The sequence below is a fragment of the Lonsdalea quercina subsp. quercina genome (assembly GCF_000688655.1).
Lineage (GTDB): Bacteria > Pseudomonadota > Gammaproteobacteria > Enterobacterales > Enterobacteriaceae > Lonsdalea > Lonsdalea quercina.
On sequence record NZ_JIBO01000006.1, the window covers coordinates 75312 to 96936 of the forward strand.

The 21625-nt window shown below is 51.5% G+C and carries 24 protein-coding genes and 1 other annotated feature; of the genes, 13 read left to right on the top strand and 11 right to left on the bottom strand.

Going from position 1 to position 21625, the window contains the following annotated elements; all coding sequences use genetic code 11:
* The first annotated feature begins 65 nt into the window (after window positions 1–65).
* The 10 genes from htpX to ihfA all read left to right on the top strand — a co-directional run bounded on the left by htpX (window position 66) and on the right by ihfA (window position 9065).
* A complete protein-coding gene (htpX, locus tag RZ35_RS05440; RefSeq protein WP_026742385.1) occupies window positions 66–947 on the top strand; it encodes a protease HtpX in 882 nt (293 codons plus the stop codon).
* A 221-nt stretch (window positions 948–1168) separates the two neighbouring features.
* Window positions 1169–1441 (top strand): YebO family protein, encoded by a 273-nt coding sequence (locus RZ35_RS05445; protein WP_026742386.1) that lies wholly within the window; start codon window positions 1169–1171, stop codon window positions 1439–1441.
* 407 nt (window positions 1442–1848) lie between these two features.
* Window positions 1849–3777: a threonine--tRNA ligase gene (thrS, locus tag RZ35_RS05450; RefSeq protein WP_026742387.1), complete on the top strand. Its 1929-nt coding sequence runs from the start codon at window positions 1849–1851 to the stop codon at window positions 3775–3777.
* Between the two features lie 3 nt (window positions 3778–3780).
* Window positions 3781–4323 (top strand): translation initiation factor IF-3, encoded by a 543-nt coding sequence (infC, locus tag RZ35_RS17235; RefSeq protein WP_071999762.1) that lies wholly within the window; start codon window positions 3781–3783, stop codon window positions 4321–4323.
* Between the two features lie 96 nt (window positions 4324–4419).
* Entirely contained in the window at window positions 4420–4617 is a 198-nt protein-coding gene (gene rpmI, locus RZ35_RS05460; RefSeq protein ID WP_026739348.1) for a 50S ribosomal protein L35, read from the top strand.
* Between the two features lie 40 nt (window positions 4618–4657).
* A complete protein-coding gene (gene rplT, locus RZ35_RS05465) occupies window positions 4658–5014 on the top strand; it encodes a 50S ribosomal protein L20 (RefSeq protein ID WP_026739349.1) in 357 nt (118 codons plus the stop codon).
* 133 nt (window positions 5015–5147) lie between these two features.
* Window positions 5148–5271, top strand: a sequence feature (Phe leader region).
* Entirely contained in the window at window positions 5153–5197 is a 45-nt protein-coding gene (gene pheM / locus RZ35_RS17930; RefSeq protein ID WP_123225455.1) for a pheST operon leader peptide PheM, read from the top strand. (Overlaps the previous feature by 45 nt.)
* A gap of 106 nt (window positions 5272–5377) precedes the next feature.
* Complete coding sequence (gene pheS, locus RZ35_RS05470) at window positions 5378–6361, top strand: phenylalanine--tRNA ligase subunit alpha (protein WP_026742389.1); 984 nt, start codon at window positions 5378–5380, stop codon at window positions 6359–6361.
* Between the two features lie 15 nt (window positions 6362–6376).
* Window positions 6377–8764 carry a phenylalanine--tRNA ligase subunit beta gene (gene pheT / locus RZ35_RS05475; protein WP_026742390.1) on the top strand — a complete coding sequence of 796 codons (2388 nt, stop codon included), beginning with the start codon at window positions 6377–6379 and terminating at the stop codon, window positions 8762–8764.
* 4 nt (window positions 8765–8768) lie between these two features.
* Window positions 8769–9065, top strand: coding sequence for an integration host factor subunit alpha (gene ihfA, locus RZ35_RS05480; RefSeq protein WP_026739352.1), 297 nt, complete (start codon window positions 8769–8771; stop codon window positions 9063–9065).
* Between the two features lie 29 nt (window positions 9066–9094).
* Here the strand turns inward: ihfA and RZ35_RS05485 are convergent, their stop codons facing one another.
* On the bottom strand, window positions 9095–9496 hold the full coding sequence (locus RZ35_RS05485) for a nitrous oxide-stimulated promoter family protein (protein WP_026742391.1): 402 nt from the start codon (window positions 9494–9496) through the stop codon (window positions 9095–9097).
* A 148-nt stretch (window positions 9497–9644) separates the two neighbouring features.
* Window positions 9645–10469 carry an ammonia-dependent NAD(+) synthetase gene (gene nadE, locus RZ35_RS05490; protein WP_026742392.1) on the bottom strand — a complete coding sequence of 275 codons (825 nt, stop codon included), beginning with the start codon at window positions 10467–10469 and terminating at the stop codon, window positions 9645–9647.
* 221 nt (window positions 10470–10690) lie between these two features.
* Here nadE and osmE point away from each other — a divergent pair, with 221 nt between their 5' ends.
* Window positions 10691–11020 (top strand): osmotically-inducible lipoprotein OsmE, encoded by a 330-nt coding sequence (osmE, locus tag RZ35_RS05495; protein ID WP_026739355.1) that lies wholly within the window; start codon window positions 10691–10693, stop codon window positions 11018–11020.
* 71 nt (window positions 11021–11091) lie between these two features.
* Here osmE and RZ35_RS05500 read toward each other — a convergent pair whose 3' ends face one another.
* The 4 genes from RZ35_RS05500 to hxpB form a co-directional block, all read right to left on the bottom strand.
* Window positions 11092–12483, bottom strand: coding sequence for an L-cystine transporter (locus RZ35_RS05500; RefSeq protein WP_026742393.1), 1392 nt, complete (start codon window positions 12481–12483; stop codon window positions 11092–11094).
* A 114-nt stretch (window positions 12484–12597) separates the two neighbouring features.
* Window positions 12598–13200 carry a metal-dependent hydrolase gene (locus RZ35_RS05505; protein ID WP_026742394.1) on the bottom strand — a complete coding sequence of 201 codons (603 nt, stop codon included), beginning with the start codon at window positions 13198–13200 and terminating at the stop codon, window positions 12598–12600.
* Window positions 13201–13404: 204 nt separating this feature from the next.
* Window positions 13405–14421, bottom strand: a complete 1017-nt coding sequence (gene adhP / locus RZ35_RS05510; RefSeq protein ID WP_026742395.1) for an alcohol dehydrogenase AdhP — start codon at window positions 14419–14421, stop codon at window positions 13405–13407.
* Window positions 14422–14662: 241 nt separating this feature from the next.
* The gene (gene hxpB, locus RZ35_RS05515) at window positions 14663–15328 is read right to left on the bottom strand and encodes a hexitol phosphatase HxpB (protein WP_026742396.1); all 666 of its coding nucleotides are present in this window, start codon (window positions 15326–15328) and stop codon (window positions 14663–14665) included.
* 208 nt (window positions 15329–15536) lie between these two features.
* Here hxpB and RZ35_RS05520 point away from each other — a divergent pair, with 208 nt between their 5' ends.
* A complete protein-coding gene (locus tag RZ35_RS05520; protein ID WP_026742397.1) occupies window positions 15537–16085 on the top strand; it encodes a YniB family protein in 549 nt (182 codons plus the stop codon).
* A gap of 26 nt (window positions 16086–16111) precedes the next feature.
* Here RZ35_RS05520 and RZ35_RS05525 read toward each other — a convergent pair whose 3' ends face one another.
* From RZ35_RS05525 to RZ35_RS05545, 5 genes are all read right to left on the bottom strand, one after another.
* Window positions 16112–16984, bottom strand: a complete 873-nt coding sequence (locus tag RZ35_RS05525) for a fructosamine kinase family protein (protein ID WP_026742398.1) — start codon at window positions 16982–16984, stop codon at window positions 16112–16114.
* Window positions 16985–17193: 209 nt separating this feature from the next.
* The gene (locus RZ35_RS05530; RefSeq protein ID WP_026742399.1) at window positions 17194–18033 is read right to left on the bottom strand and encodes a metal ABC transporter permease; all 840 of its coding nucleotides are present in this window, start codon (window positions 18031–18033) and stop codon (window positions 17194–17196) included.
* On the bottom strand, window positions 18030–18890 hold the full coding sequence (locus RZ35_RS05535) for a metal ABC transporter permease (RefSeq protein WP_026742400.1): 861 nt from the start codon (window positions 18888–18890) through the stop codon (window positions 18030–18032). Before RZ35_RS05535 ends, RZ35_RS05530 begins: the two co-directional genes overlap by 4 nt.
* Complete coding sequence (locus tag RZ35_RS05540) at window positions 18887–19792, bottom strand: manganese/iron ABC transporter ATP-binding protein (RefSeq protein WP_036152766.1); 906 nt, start codon at window positions 19790–19792, stop codon at window positions 18887–18889. Before RZ35_RS05540 ends, RZ35_RS05535 begins: the two co-directional genes overlap by 4 nt.
* Window positions 19789–20700, bottom strand: a complete 912-nt coding sequence (locus tag RZ35_RS05545; protein ID WP_026742402.1) for a metal ABC transporter substrate-binding protein — start codon at window positions 20698–20700, stop codon at window positions 19789–19791. The genes RZ35_RS05540 and RZ35_RS05545 overlap by 4 nt, the downstream gene beginning before the upstream one ends.
* A 790-nt stretch (window positions 20701–21490) precedes the next feature.
* On the opposite strand from RZ35_RS05545, the gene RZ35_RS17240 reads away from it, so the two are divergent.
* Window positions 21491–21625 (top strand): DUF2627 domain-containing protein, encoded by a 135-nt coding sequence (locus tag RZ35_RS17240; protein ID WP_071999772.1) that lies wholly within the window; start codon window positions 21491–21493, stop codon window positions 21623–21625.

Genomic DNA, 21625 nt, shown 5'->3' on the forward strand with positions numbered 1-21625 from the left:
GCCCATACGATATAAGCGTTGCATCCCAATTGTAGCTTTTGCCTGAGAGAGGAAATCAGACTTATATGATGCGTATTGCGCTTTTCCTAATTACCAACCTGGCGGTGATGTTGGTTTTTGGGCTAGTACTTAGCTTAACGGGTATTCGGCCCAGTAGTGCTTACGGCTTGATGATTATGGCCGGTCTGTTTGGCTTTGGCGGTGCTATTGTTTCATTGCTGATGTCGAAATGGATGGCGTTGCGCTCCGTCGGCGGTGAAGTGATTGACCAGCCGCGTAACGAAACCGAGCGCTGGTTAGTCGAAACGGTGCGAGTACAGTCTCAGCAGGTGGGGATTGCCATGCCGCAAGTGGCCATCTATCAAGCGCCGGATATCAACGCCTTCGCCACCGGAGCTCGTCGGAATTCGTCCCTGGTGGCTGTAAGCTCTGGGTTGCTCCAGAATATGAGTCGCGATGAGGCGGAAGCGGTTATCGCACACGAAATCAGCCATGTGGCTAATGGCGACATGGTGACTATGACCCTTATCCAGGGCGTTGTTAACACCTTCGTGATCTTTATATCGCGTCTGCTGGCTCAAGTCGCGTCGGGCTTTCTTTCCGGTAATCGCGATGACAGTGAGAGCAGCAACGGTAATCCGCTGATCTATTTCGCCGTGGCGACCGTGCTGGAATTGGTCTTTGGTATTCTGGCCAGCATCATCACGATGTGGTTCTCCCGTTACCGCGAATTTCATGCGGATGCTGGGTCCGCCAAGCTGGTGGGTCGAGAGAAGATGATTGCGGCGTTGCAGCGTTTGAAAACCAGCTATGAACCTCAGGAAGAGAGCAGCATGATGGCGTTTTGCATTAACGGCAAATCGAAGTCATTCAGCGACCTATTCCTGTCGCACCCTCCGCTGGACAAACGTATTGAGGCGCTGCGCAGCGGGGCTTACCTGAAATAATCCCTGCTTGATTTGAATCTTCAACAAAGGCCCTGTGGGGCCTTTGTTATTTGTATCTGCCATGGCAGATACGTCTTTCTTGCCGGAGTGCAGATTGTATAGCTCCAAGGATAAACATGTGACGCTAACCGTTTGAGAGATAAATTATCGTGCTGTTATCGAATGACTGAGGTGCTAAGTGGTAAAATGCTCCTTGAGTCGAAACATCCTAGGATTTAAGCATGAGTGGGGCGGTATCAAACATGTTAGAAATGGTTTTGGTGATAATGATTATTTTGCTGGCGCTGTTGGTGTGGTTCTTCGTGAACCGCGCGAGTGTGCGAGCAAATGAGCAGATTAGACTTCTGCAGGAAATCGTCAAACAGCAAAAAAAACAGCTTGCTTTGATGCAAACACTCATCCCTGTACCTCCCAGCACTGAGCCTGTGCAAGAGGCTAAACAGGAAGAGGACGATACTGACGTTTACTTCAGAAATGTTATTCCCGAGCGTTGAGTTTAGTGTCTCATCGGCTGTCCGACATCAAAGTAAGGGGGATAGCCGCTGATTTTGTCTTTTTATCGCTTGCAAAAAATACCGAGAATCTTGTTAGCTTCGCCGTGCTGTCTACTTATCCCTCTTATCCCCGTCAGCTTGCCGAATACGCCACTGTTTTATCAGCCCATTTCCCGCCGCGGGTGGCATGTACGGGGTCATGATGGTACTCTACGCCGTCAGGTTAATAGGGTTTGCTGCGAACATCGTTAACGATGTTGCCGTCTTTGTTATCCCGCTATGAATCACTGTCGTGGCAGCGTTTTAACAATTGTGGGTTAAACACGCTGCCGACAACTGAAATCAACACAATTATCTTTTGTATGTGATCTTGCGTGTGGGTCACCACTGCAAATAAGGGAATTATCATGCCTGTTATTACGCTTCCCGACGGCAGCCAGCGTCATTATGACCACGCCGTCTCTCCTCTTGATGTCGCCCTCGATATCGGTCCGGGTTTGGCCAAAGCCTGTATCGCCGGCCGAGTTAATGGCGAGCTGACCGACGCAACGGATTTGATTGAGTCTGATGCGCAACTGGCGATCATCACGGCTAAGGATGAAGCGGGTCTGGAAATTATTCGACACTCCTGCGCGCATTTGCTGGGTCATGCGATCAAACAGCTATGGCCGGACACTAAAATGGCTATCGGCCCGGTGATTGACAACGGTTTCTACTATGATGTCGATCTGGACCATACGCTGACGCAGGAAGACGTGGAACTGCTCGAAAAGCGGATGCACGAGCTGTCCAATAAAGACTACGACGTTATCAAGAAGACTGCGAGCNGGCAGGAAGCGCGAGATACTTTCGTATCACGCGGCGAAGTCTATAAAGTCGCCATTCTGGATGAAAACATCAGCCACGACGACCTTCCTGGCCTGTATCATCATGAAGAATACGTTGACATGTGTCGTGGGCCGCACGTTCCCAATATGCGTTTCTGCCATCACTTCAAACTGCAGAAAACCTCGGGGGCTTATTGGCGTGGCGACAGCAGCAATAAAATGCTGCAGCGTATATACGGTACGGCATGGGCAGACAAGAAACAGCTCAATGCTTATCTTCAGCGGTTAGAGGAAGCGGCTAAGCGCGACCACCGTAAGATCGGTAAGCAGCTTGACCTGTATCACATGCAGGAAGAAGCGCCGGGTATGGTGTTCTGGCACAACGACGGGTGGACGGTTTTCCGTGAGTTGGAAGCATTTGTTCGTCTCAAGCTGAAAGAGTACCAGTATCAGGAAGTGAAAGGTCCGTTCATGATGGACCGGGTGTTGTGGGAAAAAACCGGACACTGGGACAACTACAAAGACGCAATGTTTACCACTTCGTCTNAAAACCGGGAATACTGCATCAAGCCGATGAACTGCCCGGGTCATGTACAGATATTCAATCAGGGATTGAAATCTTACCGCGATCTGCCGCTGCGCATGGCTGAGTTTGGTAGCTGCCATCGTAACGAGCCTTCGGGGTCTCTGCATGGCCTGATGCGTGTCCGCGGGTTTACTCAGGATGATGCTCATATCTTCTGTACGGAAGATCAGGTTCGTTCTGAGGTCAATAACTGTATTAAAATGGTTTATGACATGTATAGCACCTTCGGTTTTGAAAAAATCGAGGTGAAGCTGTCAACCCGTCCGGAAAAACGTATTGGTTCCGATGAAACGTGGACCCGTGCGGAAGAGGATCTGGCGGCGGCGCTGGCTGAAAATGATATTCCATTTGAATATCAGCCGGGAGAAGGGGCTTTTTATGGTCCTAAAATCGAGTTTACGTTACATGACTGCCTGGATCGTGCGTGGCAGTGTGGTACTGTACAGCTCGACTTTTCATTGCCGAACCGTCTAAGTGCGTCTTATGTTGGCGAAAACAACGAACGTCAGGTCCCGGTAATGATTCACCGGGCTATACTGGGCTCAATGGAGCGCTTTATCGGTATTCTTACCGAAGAGTTTGCGGGATTCTTCCCGACCTGGTTAGCTCCGGTACAGGTGGTGATTATGAATATCACCGACAGTCAGTCTGATTATGTCAGCGAATTGACCCAAAAATTGCAAGAAGCGGGCATTCGCGTCAAAGCAGACTTGAGAAATGAGAAGATTGGCTTTAAAATCCGCGAGCACACATTGCGGCGTGTTCCCTATATGCTGGTCTGTGGCGATAAAGAAGTGGAAGCAGGTAAAGTTGCTGTCCGCACACGCCGCGGCAAAGATTTGGGGAGTCTGGATGTCAGCGAAGTTATCAGTAAGCTGCAACAAGAGATTCGCAGCCGTAGTCTTCATCAATTGGAGGAATAAGGTATTAAAGGCGGAAAACGAGTTCAACCGGCGCGTCCTAATCGCATCAACAAAGAAATTCGCGCACAAGAGGTACGCCTAACTGGCGTCGATGGCGAACAGATCGGTATTGTCAGCCTGAATGAAGCGCTAGAAAAAGCCGAAGAAGCAGGCGTTGATTTAGTAGAAATCAGCCCGAACGCCGAACCGCCGGTTTGCCGAATCATGGATTACGGCAAGTTCCTCTATGAGAAGAGTAAGGCCACTAAAGAGCAGAAGAAGAAACAAAAAGTTATTCAGGTCAAGGAAATCAAATTCCGGCCTGGTACCGATGATGGCGACTATCAGGTCAAACTACGCAACCTGATTCGCTTTCTGGAAGACGGTGACAAAGCCAAAATTACTCTGCGTTTTCGTGGACGTGAAATGGCGCACCAACAGATTGGTATCGAAGTGCTTAACCGCGTTCGAGACGATCTGAGTGAACTGGCAGTCGTGGAATCTTTCCCATCGAGGATTGAAGGCCGTCAGATGATCATGGTGCTTGCACCGAAGAAGAAACAGTAAGGCATTCAAGTAATCGAGTCCGCGCTATGCTTGCGTAGCGCGGTTTCGTTCGCCTTATCTGATTCGTTTTATTAACAATGCGAAGTGGAAATAACAATGCCAAAGATCAAAACAGTACGTGGCGCCGCTAAACGCTTTAAGAAAACCGCCGGCGGTGGTTTTAAGCGTAAGCATGCTAACCTGCGTCATATTCTGACCAAAAAAGCGACTAAACGTAAACGTCATCTGCGTCCTAAAGCTCAAGTTGCCAAAGGCGATCTGGGTCTGGTCATACGTTGTCTGCCTTACGCATAAGTTACCTTTTCATTCAGAATAAGATTTTAGGAGAGAGCATATGGCTCGCGTAAAACGTGGTGTGGTTGCTCGTGCACGTCACAAGAAAGTATTAAAACAAGCGAAAGGTTACTACGGTGCCCGTTCGCGCGTTTATCGTGTTGCCTTCCAGGCAGTAATCAAAGCTGGTCAGTACGCGTACCGCGACCGTCGTCAGCGGAAACGTCAGTTCCGCCAGCTGTGGATTGCACGTATCAACGCAGCAGCCCGTCAGAACGGTTTGTCCTACAGCAAATTCATCAATGGCCTGAAAAAAGCCTCTGTTGAAATTGACCGTAAGATTCTTTCTGATATCGCCGTTTTCGATAAAGTGGCCTTCAGCGCACTGGTTGAAAAAGCGAAAGCAGCTCTGGCGTAAGCCGGTTAGAAGAGGGGGCTTGCTCCCTCTTTTGATTTTTAGCTCATGAGCCTCGTCGATTATTTTTCATCAGCTTTGAAATAATTGAACGCAGCGCTTAGCCCCCTCAGAGATAAATAACGACAAGGTAACGCAAGTATGAAAACTGCTATTTTCCGTTTCTTTTTTTACTTTAGCGCCTGAACTCAGGAGGCTTTGCGCGTAAGAAAAGAAACGAAAAGTAGCGCTTAAGCCTCCCTTGTGGAGGCTTTTTTATTGGTCAGGGAAAGGCCCAGGACCATACAAGTCGTACTATCAGATGCACTGAGAATCATACTTTTCCAATCATCACCGTGGCCGTAGAGGCAGAAGAAGAGGAATGTAATGCAACATCTCGCAGAACTGGTTGCTAAAGCCAGAACAGCCATAGAAGAGGCGCAGGATATCGCCGCATTGGAAACTGTGCGCGTGGAATACCTGGGCAAAAAAGGTCACTTAACCCTTCAGATGACCTCGCTGCGCGAGCTGCCTGCTGAAGAGCGTCCTGCAGCGGGTGCTGTAATCAACCAGGCCAAGCAGGAAGTTCAGGAGGCGCTGAATGCCCGTAAACAGGCAATGGAAAGCGCTGAACTGAATGCTCGCCTTGCTGCGGAAACCATTGATGTATCAATGCCGGGACGAACTATCGAAAATGGCGGTCTGCACCCGATTACGCGCACCATCGACCGCATTGAAACCTTCTTTGGCGAGCTGGGTTTCTCCGTCGTATCGGGACCCGAGATAGAAGATGATTATCATAACTTCGACGCGCTGAACATCCCCGGCCACCATCCCGCTCGCGCCGACCACGATACGTTTTGGTTTGATGCCAAACGCCTGTTGCGGACACAAACCTCCGGCGTGCAGATCCGAACGATGGAAAAGCAGCAACCGCCTATTCGCATCATCGCGCCGGGCCGCGTTTACCGTAACGATTACGACCAGACACATACCCCGATGTTCCATCAGATGGAAGGACTGATTCTGGATAAAAACATCAGCTTTACCCACCTGAAGGGCACACTGCACGATTTTCTGCGTAACTTCTTTGAGGAAGATTTACAGGTTCGCTTCCGTCCTTCGTATTTCCCGTTCACCGAACCGTCCGCCGAAGTGGACGNCATGGGAAAAAACGGTAAATGGCTCGAAGTTCTGGGCTGTGGGATGGTGCATCCGAATGTTCTGCGCAATGTTGGCATCGATCCGGACGTGTATTCCGGTTTCGCATTCGGCATGGGGATGGAACGACTGACCATGCTGCGCTACGGCGTGACCGATCTGCGCGCTTTTTTTGAAAACGATTTACGCTTCCTCAAACAGTTTAAATAAGGCAGGAATAGCATTATGAAATTCAGTGAACTCTGGTTACGGGAATGGGTTAACCCAGCTATCAGCAGCGAAGCCTTATCTGAACAAATCACTATGGCCGGTCTGGAAGTTGACGGCGTAGAGCCTGCCGCCGGTGCGTTTAACGGTGTGTTTGTGGGTGAAGTGGTCGAGTGTGAACAGCATCCTAATGCCGACAAACTGCGCGTCACCAAAGTGAATGTAGGCGGCGAACGACTGCTGGATATCGTCTGTGGCGCGCCTAACTGCCGTAAAGGTTTGAAAGTGGCGGTGGCGACCATCGGCGCGGTATTGCCGGGCGATTTCAAGATTAAAGCCGCCAAGCTTCGTGGTGAACCGTCTGAAGGGATGCTGTGCTCCTTCTCTGAATTGGGCATTGCCGACGACCATAACGGAATTCTGGAACTGCCCGCTGATGCGCCGATTGGGACTGACCTGCGCGAGTATCTGAATCTGGATGACAACATTATCGAGATTAGCGTAACGCCTAACCGAGCGGACTGTCTTAGCCTGCAAGGCGTCGCGCGTGACGTCGCCGTGTTAAATGGTGTTGCCTTCAACGCGCCGGAAATCACGCCCGTCGAACCGACAATCACTGACACTTTCCCTATCAGTGTCGAAGCCCCGGAAGCTTGTCCTCGTTACCTCGGCCGCGTGGTGAAAGGGATCAATGTGAAAGCGTCCACACCGCTGTGGATGCGTGAAAAACTGCGTCGCTGCGGTATCCGCTCCATCGATCCGGTTGTCGATGTCACCAACTACGTTCTGTTGGAACTTGGCCAGCCGATGCACGCGTTTGATCTTGCCCGTCTGGACGGGAACATCACGGTTCGCACCGCGCAGGAAGGCGAAATGTTGCGTCTGTTGGACGGTAACGATGCGAAGCTGAACGCAGAAACGCTGGTTATTGCCGATAGCAGCAAAGCACTGGCAATGGCCGGTATTTTCGGTGGCGAGCACTCGGGGGTGAATGAAGAAACGCAGGACGTTTTGCTGGAATGCGCCTTCTTCAATCCGTTGGCGATCACCGGTCGCGCGCGCCGCTACGGCTTACACACGGACGCTTCTCATCGTTATGAGCGTGGCGTTGATCCAGAGCTGCAATCTCAAGCCATGGAACGCGCCACGCGTTTGCTGCTGGATATTTGCGGCGGCGAAGCCGGCCCGGTAATTGATGTGACGCACGATAAAAACCTGCCTGCTCGCGCTACGATTGCGCTGCGTCGTGAAAAATTAGATCGCCTGATCGGCCATCATATTGCTGACGACAAGGTGAGCGATATTCTCGAACGTCTGGGCTGCCAGGTAACGCGTACCGCCGACGGCTGGCAGGCGACCGCGCCGAGCTGGCGTTTCGATATGGAGATTGAAGAAGATCTGGTTGAGGAAGTCGCTCGTATCTACGGCTACGACAATATTCCTAACGAAGCTGCGCTGGCACCGTTGAAAATGACGAGCCACCGTGAAGCTCATCTTTCTCTGAAACGCGTTAAGACCATGCTGGTGGACCACGGCTATCAGGAAGCGATTACCTATAGCTTTGTTGATCCAAAAATTCAGGCACTGGTACATCCTGGCGAAGAAGCGCTGATTCTGCCTAGCCCTATCTCGGTTGATATGTCCGCTATGCGCTTATCGCTGTGGACTGGTTTGCTGGGCGCAGTCGTTTATAACCAGAATCGTCAACAGAGNCGTATCCGTATTTTTGAGAGCGGATTGCGTTTTGTGCCCGATAGAGACGCGGAGCAGGGTATCCGTCAGGAAATGATGTTAGCAGGTGTGATCACAGGTTCCCGATATGAAGAGCATTGGGACCTGGCACGACAGCCAGTTGACTTCTATGATTTAAAAGGTGATTTTGAAGCTGTGCTGGCTTTGACGGGTAAACTTTCCGCCGTCGAGTTCAGAGCTGAAGCGAATCCTGCGCTACACCCAGGTCAAAGCGCCGCGATCTACCTGGATGGGCAACACATTGGTTTCATTGGTGTTATTCATCCAGAACTGGAACGGAAGTTGGATTTGAACGGTCGCACCGTCGTATTTGAAGTGCTTTGGGACAAAATTTCAGACCGTGTTGTGCCCGAAGCGGCTGATGTTTCTCGCTTCCCGGCTAACCGTCGCGATATCGCCGTTGTGGTCGCTGAAAACGTGCCTGCAGGAGATATTCTGGCTGAGTGCAAGAAAGTTGGCGCAAATCAGTTAGTTGGCGTAAACTTGTTTGATGTGTACCGGGGCAAGGGCGTAGAAGACGGATATAAGAGTCTGGCTATTAGTCTGGTATTGCAGGATACCGCTCGTACACTGGCAGAAGAGGAAATTGCCGCCACAGTCACGAAATGCGTGGCAGCATTGAAACAGCGATTCCAAGCATCCTTGAGGGATTAAACCTATGGCGCTTACAAAAGCTGAAATGTCAGAATACCTGTTTGAAAAGCTTGGGCTGAGTAAACGGGATGCCAAAGAGCTAGTCGAGTTGTTTTTTGAAGAAGTTCGTCGTGCCTTGGAAAATGGCGAGCAAGTCAAGTTGTCAGGTTTTGGCAATTTCGACCTGCGAGACAAAAACCAACGGCCGGGACGTAACCCAAAAACAGGCGAGGATATTCCGATTACGGCGCGCCGTGTGGTCACATTCCGTCCGGGGCAGAAGTTAAAAAGTCGGGTTGAGAATGCTTCACCTAAAGACTGAGTAAGTTGTAAGTAAACGAAAAGGCCGCTTTAGCGGCCTTTTTCTTTTACGGAATCCTCTGGAAAGCCGTCCTGTAAACGTGGCGTTTTCGTCCTGGCTCGCGGAATTTCCGGTACCGGACGGCGATCGTCCCAAAGATGCTTGAGAGCAAGCACGGGATGGTGCAGCAGCATTCTCGGTCCTGACCAAAGCATGATGAGTTTCATCATTTCACGTTTGGTCGGTTGATAACAGTGGATTGGACACTGCTTGCAGGCCGGTTTTTCTTCCCCGAAATAACATTTATTGAGACGGTTGATCGCATAGCGAAACAGCACCGTGTAGTGGTCATTGCCATCGAGAACGGGATGAGATTTGGCATACAGTTTGATCATTTGTCCGACAGTGCGAATCTCGCGCTGAATTCGTTTACCCGGTGGAGGGCGGCGCATCATAGTTATCTCACGTTAGAACTTTGACTCACAGTGTAGTCGCAATTGTATGACTTGAAGCCTACGGGACGCACAGAAAAGAAAACGGCAGCCTGGCTGCCGTAAAAGTTTCAGAGAGGACACTGATTTTGATGCAGTTGAAGTTCTGTTATTTCCAGAAATCGTCGAAAACGGTAATCGGCGGACGGCGTTTATGCTCCGTTTTGCGGTACCAGTCCTCAATGATCGCTGCGTCGCGCCGATCGATTTTCTTACCTTCGAGATAGTCGTCAATACTCTCGTAGGTGACGCCCAAAGCAACTTCATCAGGTAATGCAGGACGATCTTCTTCCAGGTCGGCAGTCGGGGCTTTGGTATAAAGATGGGAAGGGCACCCGAGAAGTTTCAATAGGGACTTACCTTGACGTTTGTTCAACCGGAAGATCGGGTTAATATCCGTTCCGCCATCACCGTATTTGGTAAAAAAGCCGGTAACGGCTTCTGCTGCATGATCCGTTCCGACGACCAGCCCGGCATTCATTCCGGCGATGCTGTATTGCGCTTTCATGCGCTCACGCGCCTTTTCGTTGCCCTTCACAAAATCAGACAGCTCAATGCCGAGTTCTCGGAGCGTCGCTTCGCTGGCATCTACGGCAGGTTTAATATTGATGGTCAAGACGCGGTCCGGCTGGATAAACTGAATTGCGTCCTGACAGTCCTGCTCGTCAGCCTGTACGCCATAGGGAAGGCGAACAGCGATAAACTGATACGCCGAGTTGCCGGTCTCTGCGCGAAGCTCTGTGATGGCCATTTGGCAGACTTTGCCCGTCAACGTGGAATCCTGGCCGCCGCTGATGCCGAGCACCAAGCTTTTGACGAAAGGATGGGCCTTGAGATAATTCTTTAAAAAATCAACGCTGACTCGGACTTCCTGTGCGGGGTCAATCGTGTTTTTGACGCCTAGTGCCTGAATGATGCTCTGCTGTAGTGACATTTCGCCTCTCCTGAACTTATTGATACGGCAGCATAATTAATAGGATTGTCTCAGTTTAACGTGACTTCCCACGGAGTAAAAGAATAAGCGAACGGGCTAGGATTGCCCAGGGAGACCTATTTTCTTACCCATTATCAGGTCATTAAAGCATTGACGTCGGGTTGAAAAACCGCCTTTTGCCATCTAGCCTTAAACTAACTAATACCAAAAGAGGTAATGCAATGAACAAGAATCGATTATTAATGTGTATTGCTGCAGGGCTGGTGCTCCTTTCTGGTTGTACGGCATATGACCGTGCAGAGAATTATTTCACCAAGCCGGTGGTAAAAGACGTCAAAAAAGGGATGACCAAACAACAGGTCAATCAAATCGCAGGCCCAGCTTCTACCCAGGCCACAATGATTAATGCTCGTGGTACCTGTAATACCTATATCCTGGGGACAAAAGACAAGAAAATACAGTACTACTTCGTCAGCTTCGATGAAACGGGTCATGTCCTGAATAAAGGCTTCCAAAGCTGTCAGGAATACGATACTCATCCTCAAAGCTAACCTGGGTCGAGCAACAAAAAAAGCCGAACATCTTGTTCGGCTTTTTGGTTTTTAAACGCGAAAGATCAAACTTACTGCTGCTTTAATTCCACGTCTTCCCGCGAATTAAACACCTGTTTGTCGGTTTGCTTCAGTAACTGACTAGTCACCGTTCCCGCCGTCATCGAGCCGCTGACGTTCAACGCGGTACGCCCCATATCAATCAGGGGTTCGATTGAAATAAGCAGAGCCACCAGCGTGACCGGAAGCCCCATCGCGGGCAGGACGATCAATGCCGCGAAGGTCGCGCCGCCGCCCACGCCAGCCACGCCGGCGGAACTGATGGTCACGATGCCCACCAGCGTGGCGATCCAAACCGGGTCCAGCGGGTTGATGCCCACCGTTGGTGCGACCATCACCGCCAGCATGGCCGGATACAACCCCGCACAACCGTTTTGACCGATGGTGGTGCCGAACGAGGCGGCGAAACTAGCGATAGACTCCGGGATGCCCAGACGTCGGGTTTGCGCTTCAATACTCAGTGGGATAGTGGCCGCGCTGGAGCGGCTGGTAAAGGCAAAGGACAGTACCGGGCCAACTTTACGGAAGAAGCGAGCCGGGTTGATGCCGGTCAGCGAGAGCAGCAGGGCGTGAACGACGAACATCATGGCCAGTCCCAGATAAGAAGCAACCACAAAGCTGCCGAGCTTGATGATCTCCTGTAGGTTGGAGCTGGCCACCATCTTGGTCATCAACGCCAGCACGCCGTAAGGCGTCAGACGCATGACCAGTCGCACCAGCTTCATCACCCATGACTGAAGAGTATCGATGGCGATCAAGACCTGTTGGCCTTTTTCAGCGTCATCTTTCAGCAGTTGGAGCGCGGCGACCCCCAGAAACGCGGCGAAGATGACCACGCTGATAATGGCTGTCGGACTGGCGCCGGTCAGATCCGCGAACGGATTCTTGGGGAGAAGCGACAGGATTAAATTCGGTACGGAGAGATCGGCGACCTTACCGGCGTAGTTGTTCTCAATTGCAGACAGTCGAGCCGTTTCCTGAGCGCCTTGCACCAGCCCTGAGGCGTTAAGTCCGAACAGGTTGGTGACGAAAACCCCGACCAGCGCGGCAATCAGCGTAGTGAAAAGCAGCGTGCCGATGGTCAGCAGGCTGATTTTTCCCAGCGACGAGGCGTTATGCAGCTTCGCCACCGAGCTTAGAATAGACACAAAGACCAGCGGCATGACGACCATTTGCAGTAGTTGGACATAGCCATTGCCGACGATATTGAACCAGGCAATCGACTGTGCAATCACGGGTGCATTATTGCCGTAGACCAGGTGCAATCCCAGGCCTAACAACACGCCTAGCACCAGACCCAGCAGCACTTTCTTCGCCAGACTCCAGCGCGCGTTGCCGCAGTAATTCAGCGCAATCAGTAGCAGGGCGAAAACAATGACATTCAGTATGAGCGGAAGATTCATCTCCACTTCTCCCTCGTTGGTTATCTTTTATCTTGCTCCCCGGCCGAGGAGGCAAGCGCGCTAGAATAACAGGTCTTTTCAACGGGTGTTACCGGCAAACTGGGCAGGTTGCACCTAAAAACGCAGTGAGGTGCTGCGTTGTGGGGTGAGTAGCTGGTGGAGTTGTATGCTAAGGCCCTGGAGCCATTTCGGTGGTTGAGGATAGTTCCAGCTTTCCAGCGACTTCTGGGGCTGCCATAACGACAGCACAATCAGCCCTGAACATAGCATCCGTTCCAGCTGATTGCCTTTTTGGCTTTGTAATATAGGGAAGCGGAATCGCCAGCGGCACGGCCATAGTAGCGGTACGCCTGCAGACGTCAGCATATCCGCAACGATATGGCTGAGATAGCCCACTATCATGGCGTGGTAGACGTCGCCGGGCACAGGCCAACTCGCGGGGAGCTGAGTGTGGATAAAGTACAGCCCGGCGATGATGGCTAACAGGCTGTGAGTAAAGCCGCGATGTCCACACAGGCGCGCTACCGGGACAGAGATCCACTTCAAACGTTGTCCCAATACTGATTTAGGGTGGTCGATATCCGGCAACAACGAGGTCAACATGGCCGCAGGGATAATATGCCACCAGTCTCCGGCTGCAAGGGCGGGAGAAAGCTCTGCTTTTTTGGCGAAAATGGCGCTGGCAACAGCGAATAGAAGGTGGCCTTCGGCGGTCATGCGATATCTCTGGAGGCTGTCATTTTATACAGTATAAAATATTGCGACGAGAGGTTAAAGGCGTGACGGCGTAACTCTTTATGATATCAGGCTTCGTAAACAGGCGATTTGAAGCCGTTATTGTGAGGTTGGTAAGCGGGAACGTAGGGGCCTGGGCGGCAGGAAAAGAGGTATCCCCGTGGTGAATCCACGGGGAAGAGACGATTACAGCGACAGATCGACGACGATACGGCCTTCAATCTTACCGGCATGCATGCGAGCGAAAATGTCGTTGATATTTTCCAGCGGTTCAACGGCGATATTCGCTTTCACTTTGCCTTTGCTGGCGAAGTCTAGTGACTCTTGCAGGTCTTTACGCGTCCCAACGATGGAACCGCGAACGGTAATGCCGTCCAGCACCATGTCGAAGATCGACAGGTCGAATTTACCCGGCGGTAGGCCGTTCAGAGCGATGGTACCGCCGCGGCGGGCCATGCCGATGGCCTGCTCGAATGCTTTCGGAGAAACTGCGGTGACCAGAACGCCGTGCGCGCCGCCGATTTCTTTTTTCAGATAGGCCACCGGATCGGTGTTTTTCGCGTTGACGGTGACGGTCGCGCCCAGACGTTTGGCGAACTCCAGCTTGCTATCGTCGATATCGACGGCTGCGACGTTTAGGCCCATCGCCTTCGCGTACTGAACAGCCAGATGACCCAGACCGCCGATACCGGAGATAACGACCCAGTCGCCCGGTTTTGTGTCGGTCATTTTAAGACCTTTATAAACGGTTACGCCTGCGCATAGGATCGGGGCGATTTCATTAAACTCGACGTCGTCCGGCAGGATACCGACATAGTTGGCATCGGCGAGGCAGTATTCTGCGAAGCTTCCGTTGACGGAGTATCCGGAGTTCTGCTGTTTTTCACACAGCGTTTCCCAACCGTCCAAACAGTAGTCACAGTGTCCACAGGCGGAATACAGCCAGGGAACGCCCACGCGATCGCCTTCTTTCAGGTGAGTGACGCCCGCGCCGACTTTCACCACGTGTCCCACACCTTCGTGGCCCGGAATAAATGGCGGATTGGGTTTGACCGGCCAGTCACCTTCTACGGCGTGGAGATCGGTGTGGCATACGCCGGTGGCGGCAATTTTAACCAATATCTGACCTGGACCCACTTCCGGTACCGGCACCTGCTCGATAACCAGAGGCTGTCCGAAGGCTTTTGCAACTGCTGCTTTCATCATCATGAAACCATCTCCGTTGTATTGGTGATATATCGATAGTAAGCGTAGCATATCGGCGGGATAAAAAATGTGAAAAGAGAAGCAAATTCGTTCTCATTAACAGTTTGATATACTTGTTAAAATCTTTTTTGACGATGCGGATGACATCCCTATTTTCTGTAAGGAAAACAGGGATGGGAAGGATAAAGAGGAACAGGATTGACGGGTGCTTCGGGTTGACGGAGCACCGCAGAGTTGTTCAGTAAATGTGGGCCGCGGTGAGCTCTTGCAGCGACGCCAGTTTAACGTCAGCTAATGCCCAACGCGGGNCGTGGCGCATCTCTGCTGCCGGAACGACGATAGAACGCATGCGGGCGGCCTTGGTCGCGATCATGCCATTGACCGAATCTTCCAGTGTGACGCAGGCGAGTGGGGATACGTCCAGCGCCTGCGCCGCGCGCAGATAAACTTCGGGATGTGGCTTGCTATAGGGGAGTTGATCGGCGGACATCAGCGTATCGAAATAATCCCGCAGATTAAACATCTCCAGCACCTGCTCCAACATAAACAGCGGGGAGGCGGAAGCCAGACCAATCTTCAGATTTTGACTGCGGCACAGTTGCAACGCCTGCTCCACACCGGGTAACAAAGGACGGGCTTCTTCCACGCACTGAATGGTACGTTTGATAATGCGGGTGGTGACCTCTTCTTTGCTCGGGCCTTTCCAAGGGGAGTGCTGATACCAGAGTGCAACTACCATATCGATGCGCAGGCCCAGCAGGTCCGGCATGCCATCGGTTGATGACATATCCACGCCCAATCCGCTGATGACCTCGTGTATCGAACGCTCCCAGAACGGCTCGGAGTCGATCAGCAATCCGTCCATATCGAAAATGGCCGCGTTAATAGGGTAAATGGCAGGCATAGGGCTGGGCTCCTGTGATGGAAACAAAATCGAAAAGAATTGCAATTATAAACCAGTTATACGCTAAATCATTGCTTCAAAAGGCCATCCCGCAAGAAAACGTTGACTCGCTGGAAACCTGAAGTACCCTGCTAACGGTTTTTATGTGTCTACACTATGTGTTATCTCATCGAGATATTTAGGCTGCGTCACTCATCAAGGGGAACTCATGACGTATCAACAGGCAGGCCTCATCGCCGTGGTCAAACGTATTGCGGGATGGCTCATTTTTATTCCGGCCGTGCTTTCTACGATCATTTCGCTGGCGAATGTCATTTATGACTTCACGGAGAGAAAGCAGGGGATTAATGGGGTCATGCAAGACTTTTTGCACCTGGTCGTGGAAGTGCTTCGCTTCAATACGCCGTTTCTCAATCTCTTTTGGTATAACTCGCCGGTGCCGGACTTTAGCCGATTATTCTCCTCGCCGACTCTGATGTTCTGGCTTATTTATATTTTAATCTTTGTCGGGTTAGCGATGCAGGTCTCCGGTGCGCGCCTTTCTCGTCGGGTGAAACATATTCGTGAGGGGCTGGAGGATCAGATGATCCTGGAAAACGCAAAAGGCAACGACGGCAAAACCCGTGACGAGCTGGAAAACCGGGTCAAACTTCCGCGTCATACCATTCTGTTGCAGTTCTTCCCGCTGTACATATTGCCGATTATCGTCGGCGTCATTGGCTATGTCGTGCTCAAAGTTATCGGTTTGATCGCCTGATGACGCGAGTCGGGGAGCAGCCCGACTCACGCCATATCCGCTGCCTGTAGCTGTGCTTCGATCGCCTGCTGCGCCGCAGCGATGCACTTACCACCGAACAAATTCGCGCGATTGAGCAAAGTGTAAATCTGGTAAATCGGTTGCCGTTCCACAAACCCTTTCTCCAGCGGCCAAACATTCTGGTAACCGTCATAGATTTGCGGCGGCAGTTCCGGATAGAGCGGCAGCATCGCCAGATCGCACTCCCGATCGCCCCAATAACAGGCTGGGTCGAACAAATACACGCCACCCGCGCTGTTCCCCCAGTTGTTAGACCACAAATCGCCATGCAGCAGCGACGGCGGCGGCTGGTGGCCAGACAGNTTCTGTTCTGCAACGGTCACCAACGCATCGATATCTCCGAAAGACATCCCTTTTTCTGCCGCCAGTTGCAGTTGCCAGCCGATTCGTTGTTCGGCAAAAAAACTGGACCAGCGGCGGCGCCAGGCATTCGGCTGCGGGGTGGTGGAGAGGTCGTTATCGAAGTCAAAGCCAAACAGGAGTTGTTCGCTCCACTGGTGCAGGCGCGCCAGCTGTTCGCCGAGACGCCAAGCGCCGTGCGCATCCAGCGGCCTGAATTCGATATATTGCAGGAGAAGGAAGCTGGTGTCTCGGTGGCTGCCGACGCCATATACCTTAGGAACGTGCACCGTTTCGCTGCGGGCCAGTAGTTCGAGCTGTTCCGCTTCCGCCCGGAATTTCGGCAGCATTTCCCGTGAGTCACTTTTGATAAAGACGTCGTGCTTGCCATAACGGAGATACCATGCGGAATGAATTTCTCCGCCTGGCAGTTCCCTGCGATCCCGTAATTCTCCCGGCCCCAAATGCTCTGCCAATAATTGACCGATCGAGTGCCACATAGAGAAACCTCCTGTTGGAATGACGCGATATATCGTTACGTTAGCGGTTTATGTCCTCTGGAGCTCGTCACCGTCGCCGTCCATCGCTATGATGCGTTTGGACTGACGACGGGCAGGGCAATGAAAGTTTGGGTTAAATATACGGCGCTGGATTCACCATACCGCCAACCGTCATCTTTTGTCACTGTCGGCATTCTGAATTTTTGCGATTAAACGCGGCTGCGTGGGCGGCGAGACTTCACTTGGTGATAGCTCAGCGCGACGGCAAACAGACATGCCTGAATAATGACGATGCACGGACCGGTTGCGCCATCGATATAAAAGCTCACCAGCGTGCCGGATACGCACGATAAAACGGATATTGTGGTCGCGATAATCAGCATGCGGTCAAACGTCTTGCAGAGCATATAGGCGATGATACCGGGGGCGATCAGCATGGCGATCACCAGAATCACGCCGACGGCCTGTAAAGACGCGACGATAGTCAGCGACAGTAGGCACAGCAGCCCATAGTGCAGCCATTTAACCGGCAGTCCGATCACGCGGGCGTGGTTAGGATCGAAACAGTACAACATGAAGTCCCGGCGGCGCAGCAGCACGATCGTCAATGTGCCGGCAGCGATAATGACGATTTGCCATAAGTCACTCGCTGAAATCCCCAGCACGTTGCCAAACAGGATATGGGTAAGATGCTGGTCGCTGTCGACACGCGCAAACATCACAAGTCCCAGCGCGAACATACCGGAGAAAATAATCCCCATAACGGTATCTTCCTTCACCCGACAATGGGTCTTTACATAGCCGGTGGCGACTGCGCAGAAGAGGCCGGAGGCGAAAGCCCCTATCGCCAGTGGCATGCCGAGTAAAAAGGCCAGCACAATCCCCGGCAGCACGGCGTGGGAAATCGCATCTCCCATTAAAGACCAGCCCTTCAGCACCAGGTAGCAGGACAGGACGGCGCAAACAACGCCAGTGATGACCGCCGCCAGCAGGGCGCGTTGCATAAAAGGGTAGCTCAGCGGGTCGGTAATCCAATGTATCAGACTCATAGGTTCTCTCCCCGGCTGGCCCGTCTGCGTTGGCGACGCGCAGCCAGCACGCCATGTTTTGGCGCAAACACAAAAGCTATCAGGAACACCAGCGTTTGTAGCGTGACGATAACGCCGCCGGTGGCGCCGTCAAGGAAGAAACTGATATAGGCGCCCATCGCGCTCGTCAGGGTTCCTACGGCGATGGAGATTAAAATCAGGTAACCAAATCTGTCGGTCAGCAGATACGCCGTCGCGCCCGGCGTAATTACCATAGCAATGACGAGAATCGCGCCTACGGTCTGTAGTGCGGCGACGGTGCAGGCGCTCAACAAGGTAAAAAACAGTATTTTCAGTCTCATCGGCGACAAGCCAAGCGAACTGGCATGGTTTTCATCGAAAAACACCGCCAGTAAATCTTTCCACCGCAGACATAATATGAGGAAGGTGACGACAATGATCACCAATACCTGCAAAGCGTCTTCATCAGCAATGCCCAGAATATTGCCAAAGATAATTGACTGGACATTGATGGACGTTGGGTTGAGCGAGATGATCAGTAGCCCTATGGCGAAAAAAGTCGAAAAAATAAAGCCAATAATAGCATCTTCTTTCAGGCGCGTTATTTGTCTGACGAACGTCATGGCCAATGCGGCCAGCATTCCGCTAAAAAACGCGCCAGCCGCATAAGGCAGCCCCAGCGCGTAGGCGCCGGCGACGCCCGGCACGACCGAATGGGACAGGGCGTCGCCCATTAAAGACCAGCCCTTGAGCATCAGGTAGGCGGAGAGGAACGCGCAGACGGCGCCGACCATCGCGCTGACCCAGATGGCTTTCACCATGTAGTCGTAGCTAAAGGGAAGGAGTAATTCGCTCATGGCGTTTTTTTCTCCCCCGGCTGCTGGCTAAACGTCGGTGGATCGCTTTTGGTCGAACCGTAAAACACGGCGGGACGTTCGTCATCCGTTAATACCGTTACGCAGCGACTATCGTCGTCAGCGTGCAGATTGGCCCCCCCCAAGTTGATATGACGAAGTACACCGCCAAAGGTTTTCTCCAGATTGGACTGCGTAAACGTGCTATGAGTGGGACCTGAGGCGAGAACGGTTTGATTGACCAAAATGACCTGGTCGCAGAACTCCGGCACGCTGCCGAGATTGTGGGTGGCGACAAGGATGAGATGACCTTCTGTCCGTAAAGCGCGTAGCAGGTCGACGATGGCATTTTCCGTTTGAACATCTACGCCGGTAAACGGTTCGTCGAGCAATAAAACGCTCCCCTGTTGAGCCAGCGCCCTCGCGAGAAAAACTCGTTTTTTCTGGCCGCCGGACAGCTCGCCGATTTGACGTTCGCGTAGGCTAGAAAGCCCGACACGTTCAAGCGCCTCCGCAACGATAGCTTTATCTTTCGCTCCCGGTATTCGCAGGAAGTTCATCTTCCCATAGCGGCCCATCATGACGACGTCGTAAACGCGTACTGGAAAATTCCAGTCAACTTCCTCTGTTTGCGGTACATAGGCAATCAGGTTTTGTTTCAGTGCGGAAGCGATAGGTTGCCGATTAAGTTTTACCTCTCCGCTGGTGGGCTTCACTAGTCCCATAATGCTTTTAAACAGAGTGGATTTACCGCTTCCATTGACACCGACCAACGCGCAAATCGTGCCGTCGGTCAATGAAAAGGAGGCATCTCGGATAGCCTGGTGACCGTTATTGTAAGTGACAGAAACGGACTGTACCTCCAACGACAGCTGATCAGTTGTTGCCTCTGCCGATTGATTCATCGTTCGAATCCTTTAGCGATGGTATCGACCGTGACCCGAAGCAGGTCCAGATAACTGGGAACCGGTCCGTCTTGAGTGGACAGAGAGTCGACATATAACACTCCGCCGTATTTGGCGCCGGTTTCTTTACTTACCTGGCGTGCTGGTTTATCGGAAACGGTGCTTTCGCTGAAAATAACGGGAATGTGTTTTTGACGGACCTGATCGATCACCCGGCGAACCTGCTGCGGCGAGCCTTGCTCATCAGCATTGATCGGCCAGAGATAGATCTCGTTCAGATGGTAATCCTTGGCGAGATAGCTAAATGCGCCTTCGCTGGTCGCTAACCAGCGCTGCTCCGCTGGAATGCGCGCGAGTCGCTCGCGCAGTGGGGCATCCATGGCTCTAATTTTTTCGGAATACATGCGGGCGTTCTCGTTATAAGTATCTGCATGGGCAGGGTCGTACTTTACTAGCCCCTGACGAATATTCTCGACGTAGATCAGTGCGTTAGTGGGGGACATCCATGCGTGAGGATTCGGATTGCCATTGTAAGGGCCTTCTCGGATGGGAAGAGGCGTGATGCCTTCGGTTACTACGACGGCAGGTACGTTTTTTATGTTCTCAAAAAAGCGTGTGAACCAGCGCTCCAGATTCATCCCATTCCACAAGATCAGTTGGGCCGACTGAGTTTTGACAATATCTCGCGGTGTGGGTTGATAATCATGGATATCCGCGCCGGCTTTGGCGATGGAGACTACCGTCGCGGCATCGCCAGCAACGTTTTGTGCCATATCCTGAATAATCGTCGAGGTTGTTACAACACGGAATTTATCAGCAGCGTGTACGGGCGATAAGGTCAATGCACTGCAAAACAACCAGACGAAGGTATAGAAAAAAACGGAAAGAGAGTGTCGAGACGAATTCATTCAAAGTCCTCGAGGCTAATTGTATGGTTTAAATGATAATACTTATCATTCAATTTATGGTATGACGCTCTCGAATCAGTGTCAATCTTTCCGATTTCTGTACAATCGCTGTAAACAAGAGAGTGTAAGGCTGTAGGGCGTTGGGCTCGCTAAGTTCTGCCTTAGTTAACAGATTAGCGCAAGATTAATGAATGTCGTTAAATGTTACAAAGTTTGTGTGGTTGTCTTGAGGCTATAATTCTTATGGAGACCATTTTCCCACGCGTGAGCTGCCTCTAACGCATCAAAAGGGCCTTATCTCAAAGGTGTCAACACTGGAATGTGGCGTCATCGTCGCCGCTGGTTTTCTATCAAACCGATAGTGCGAAAGTGTTTGTTTTATAGGCTTTGATATTATCGAAAAGGGTGGCTGAGTAACGCAGAAAAAGAAGAAGAGAATGTTCGTTCTATATTAAAACCAGTGTTTAGTGTTAGCAGTTCAAGGTACTGATGTTTTCTCGTCCAATGAGATGTAATGCTATCTATCCATAATGACAAATTAATTAATCAGGTTACTGGCGAGCTGACGTGAGGGTGCCATAATAATCATGTCTAGAGTAAGGTTACGTTGTGTGTTCATTTTTATCATCAAACTGCGCACTAATAATGCCAGCTATTAGAATTAGATATACGAATAAAGCATGAAATATACAAATATGTGCGTCGTGCCAACCATTGGTAAAAAATGGCTTGCCAAGGATCACAGAGTATGTGATAACGCATTTGGATGAAACGAGGTTCAGTTCTGTATATGAATGGCATTTTCCGTAAAGAAGTCTTGAGTACTAACGTTCACGTTGAATACCACTTCTCTGTCGATCCTTACTTTGGTGCCTCTAGCAGCAACGACTCAAATTTATCTGTACAACGCCTTCGGGCGGTCTAG

Coding starts and splice junctions, on each gene's coding strand:
- htpX (WP_026742385.1), top strand. CDS start 66: ATGATGCGTATTGCGCTTTTCCTAATTACCAACCTGGCGGTGATGTTG.
- RZ35_RS05445 (WP_026742386.1), top strand. CDS start 1,169: ATGAGTGGGGCGGTATCAAACATGTTAGAAATGGTTTTGGTGATAATG.
- rpmI (WP_026739348.1), top strand. CDS start 4,420: ATGCCAAAGATCAAAACAGTACGTGGCGCCGCTAAACGCTTTAAGAAA.
- rplT (WP_026739349.1), top strand. CDS start 4,658: ATGGCTCGCGTAAAACGTGGTGTGGTTGCTCGTGCACGTCACAAGAAA.
- ihfA (WP_026739352.1), top strand. CDS start 8,769: ATGGCGCTTACAAAAGCTGAAATGTCAGAATACCTGTTTGAAAAGCTT.
- RZ35_RS05485 (WP_026742391.1), bottom strand. CDS start 9,496: ATGCGCCGCCCTCCACCGGGTAAACGAATTCAGCGCGAGATTCGCACT.
- nadE (WP_026742392.1), bottom strand. CDS start 10,469: ATGTCACTACAGCAGAGCATCATTCAGGCACTAGGCGTCAAAAACACG.
- osmE (WP_026739355.1), top strand. CDS start 10,691: ATGAACAAGAATCGATTATTAATGTGTATTGCTGCAGGGCTGGTGCTC.
- RZ35_RS05500 (WP_026742393.1), bottom strand. CDS start 12,483: ATGAATCTTCCGCTCATACTGAATGTCATTGTTTTCGCCCTGCTACTG.
- RZ35_RS05505 (WP_026742394.1), bottom strand. CDS start 13,200: ATGACCGCCGAAGGCCACCTTCTATTCGCTGTTGCCAGCGCCATTTTC.
- adhP (WP_026742395.1), bottom strand. CDS start 14,421: ATGAAAGCAGCAGTTGCAAAAGCCTTCGGACAGCCTCTGGTTATCGAG.
- RZ35_RS05520 (WP_026742397.1), top strand. CDS start 15,537: ATGACGTATCAACAGGCAGGCCTCATCGCCGTGGTCAAACGTATTGCG.
- RZ35_RS05530 (WP_026742399.1), bottom strand. CDS start 18,033: ATGAGTCTGATACATTGGATTACCGACCCGCTGAGCTACCCTTTTATG.
- RZ35_RS05535 (WP_026742400.1), bottom strand. CDS start 18,890: ATGAGCGAATTACTCCTTCCCTTTAGCTACGACTACATGGTGAAAGCC.
- RZ35_RS05540 (WP_036152766.1), bottom strand. CDS start 19,792: ATGAATCAATCGGCAGAGGCAACAACTGATCAGCTGTCGTTGGAGGTA.
- RZ35_RS05545 (WP_026742402.1), bottom strand. CDS start 20,700: ATGAATTCGTCTCGACACTCTCTTTCCGTTTTTTTCTATACCTTCGTC.
- RZ35_RS17240 (WP_071999772.1), top strand. CDS start 21,491: ATGAATGGCATTTTCCGTAAAGAAGTCTTGAGTACTAACGTTCACGTT.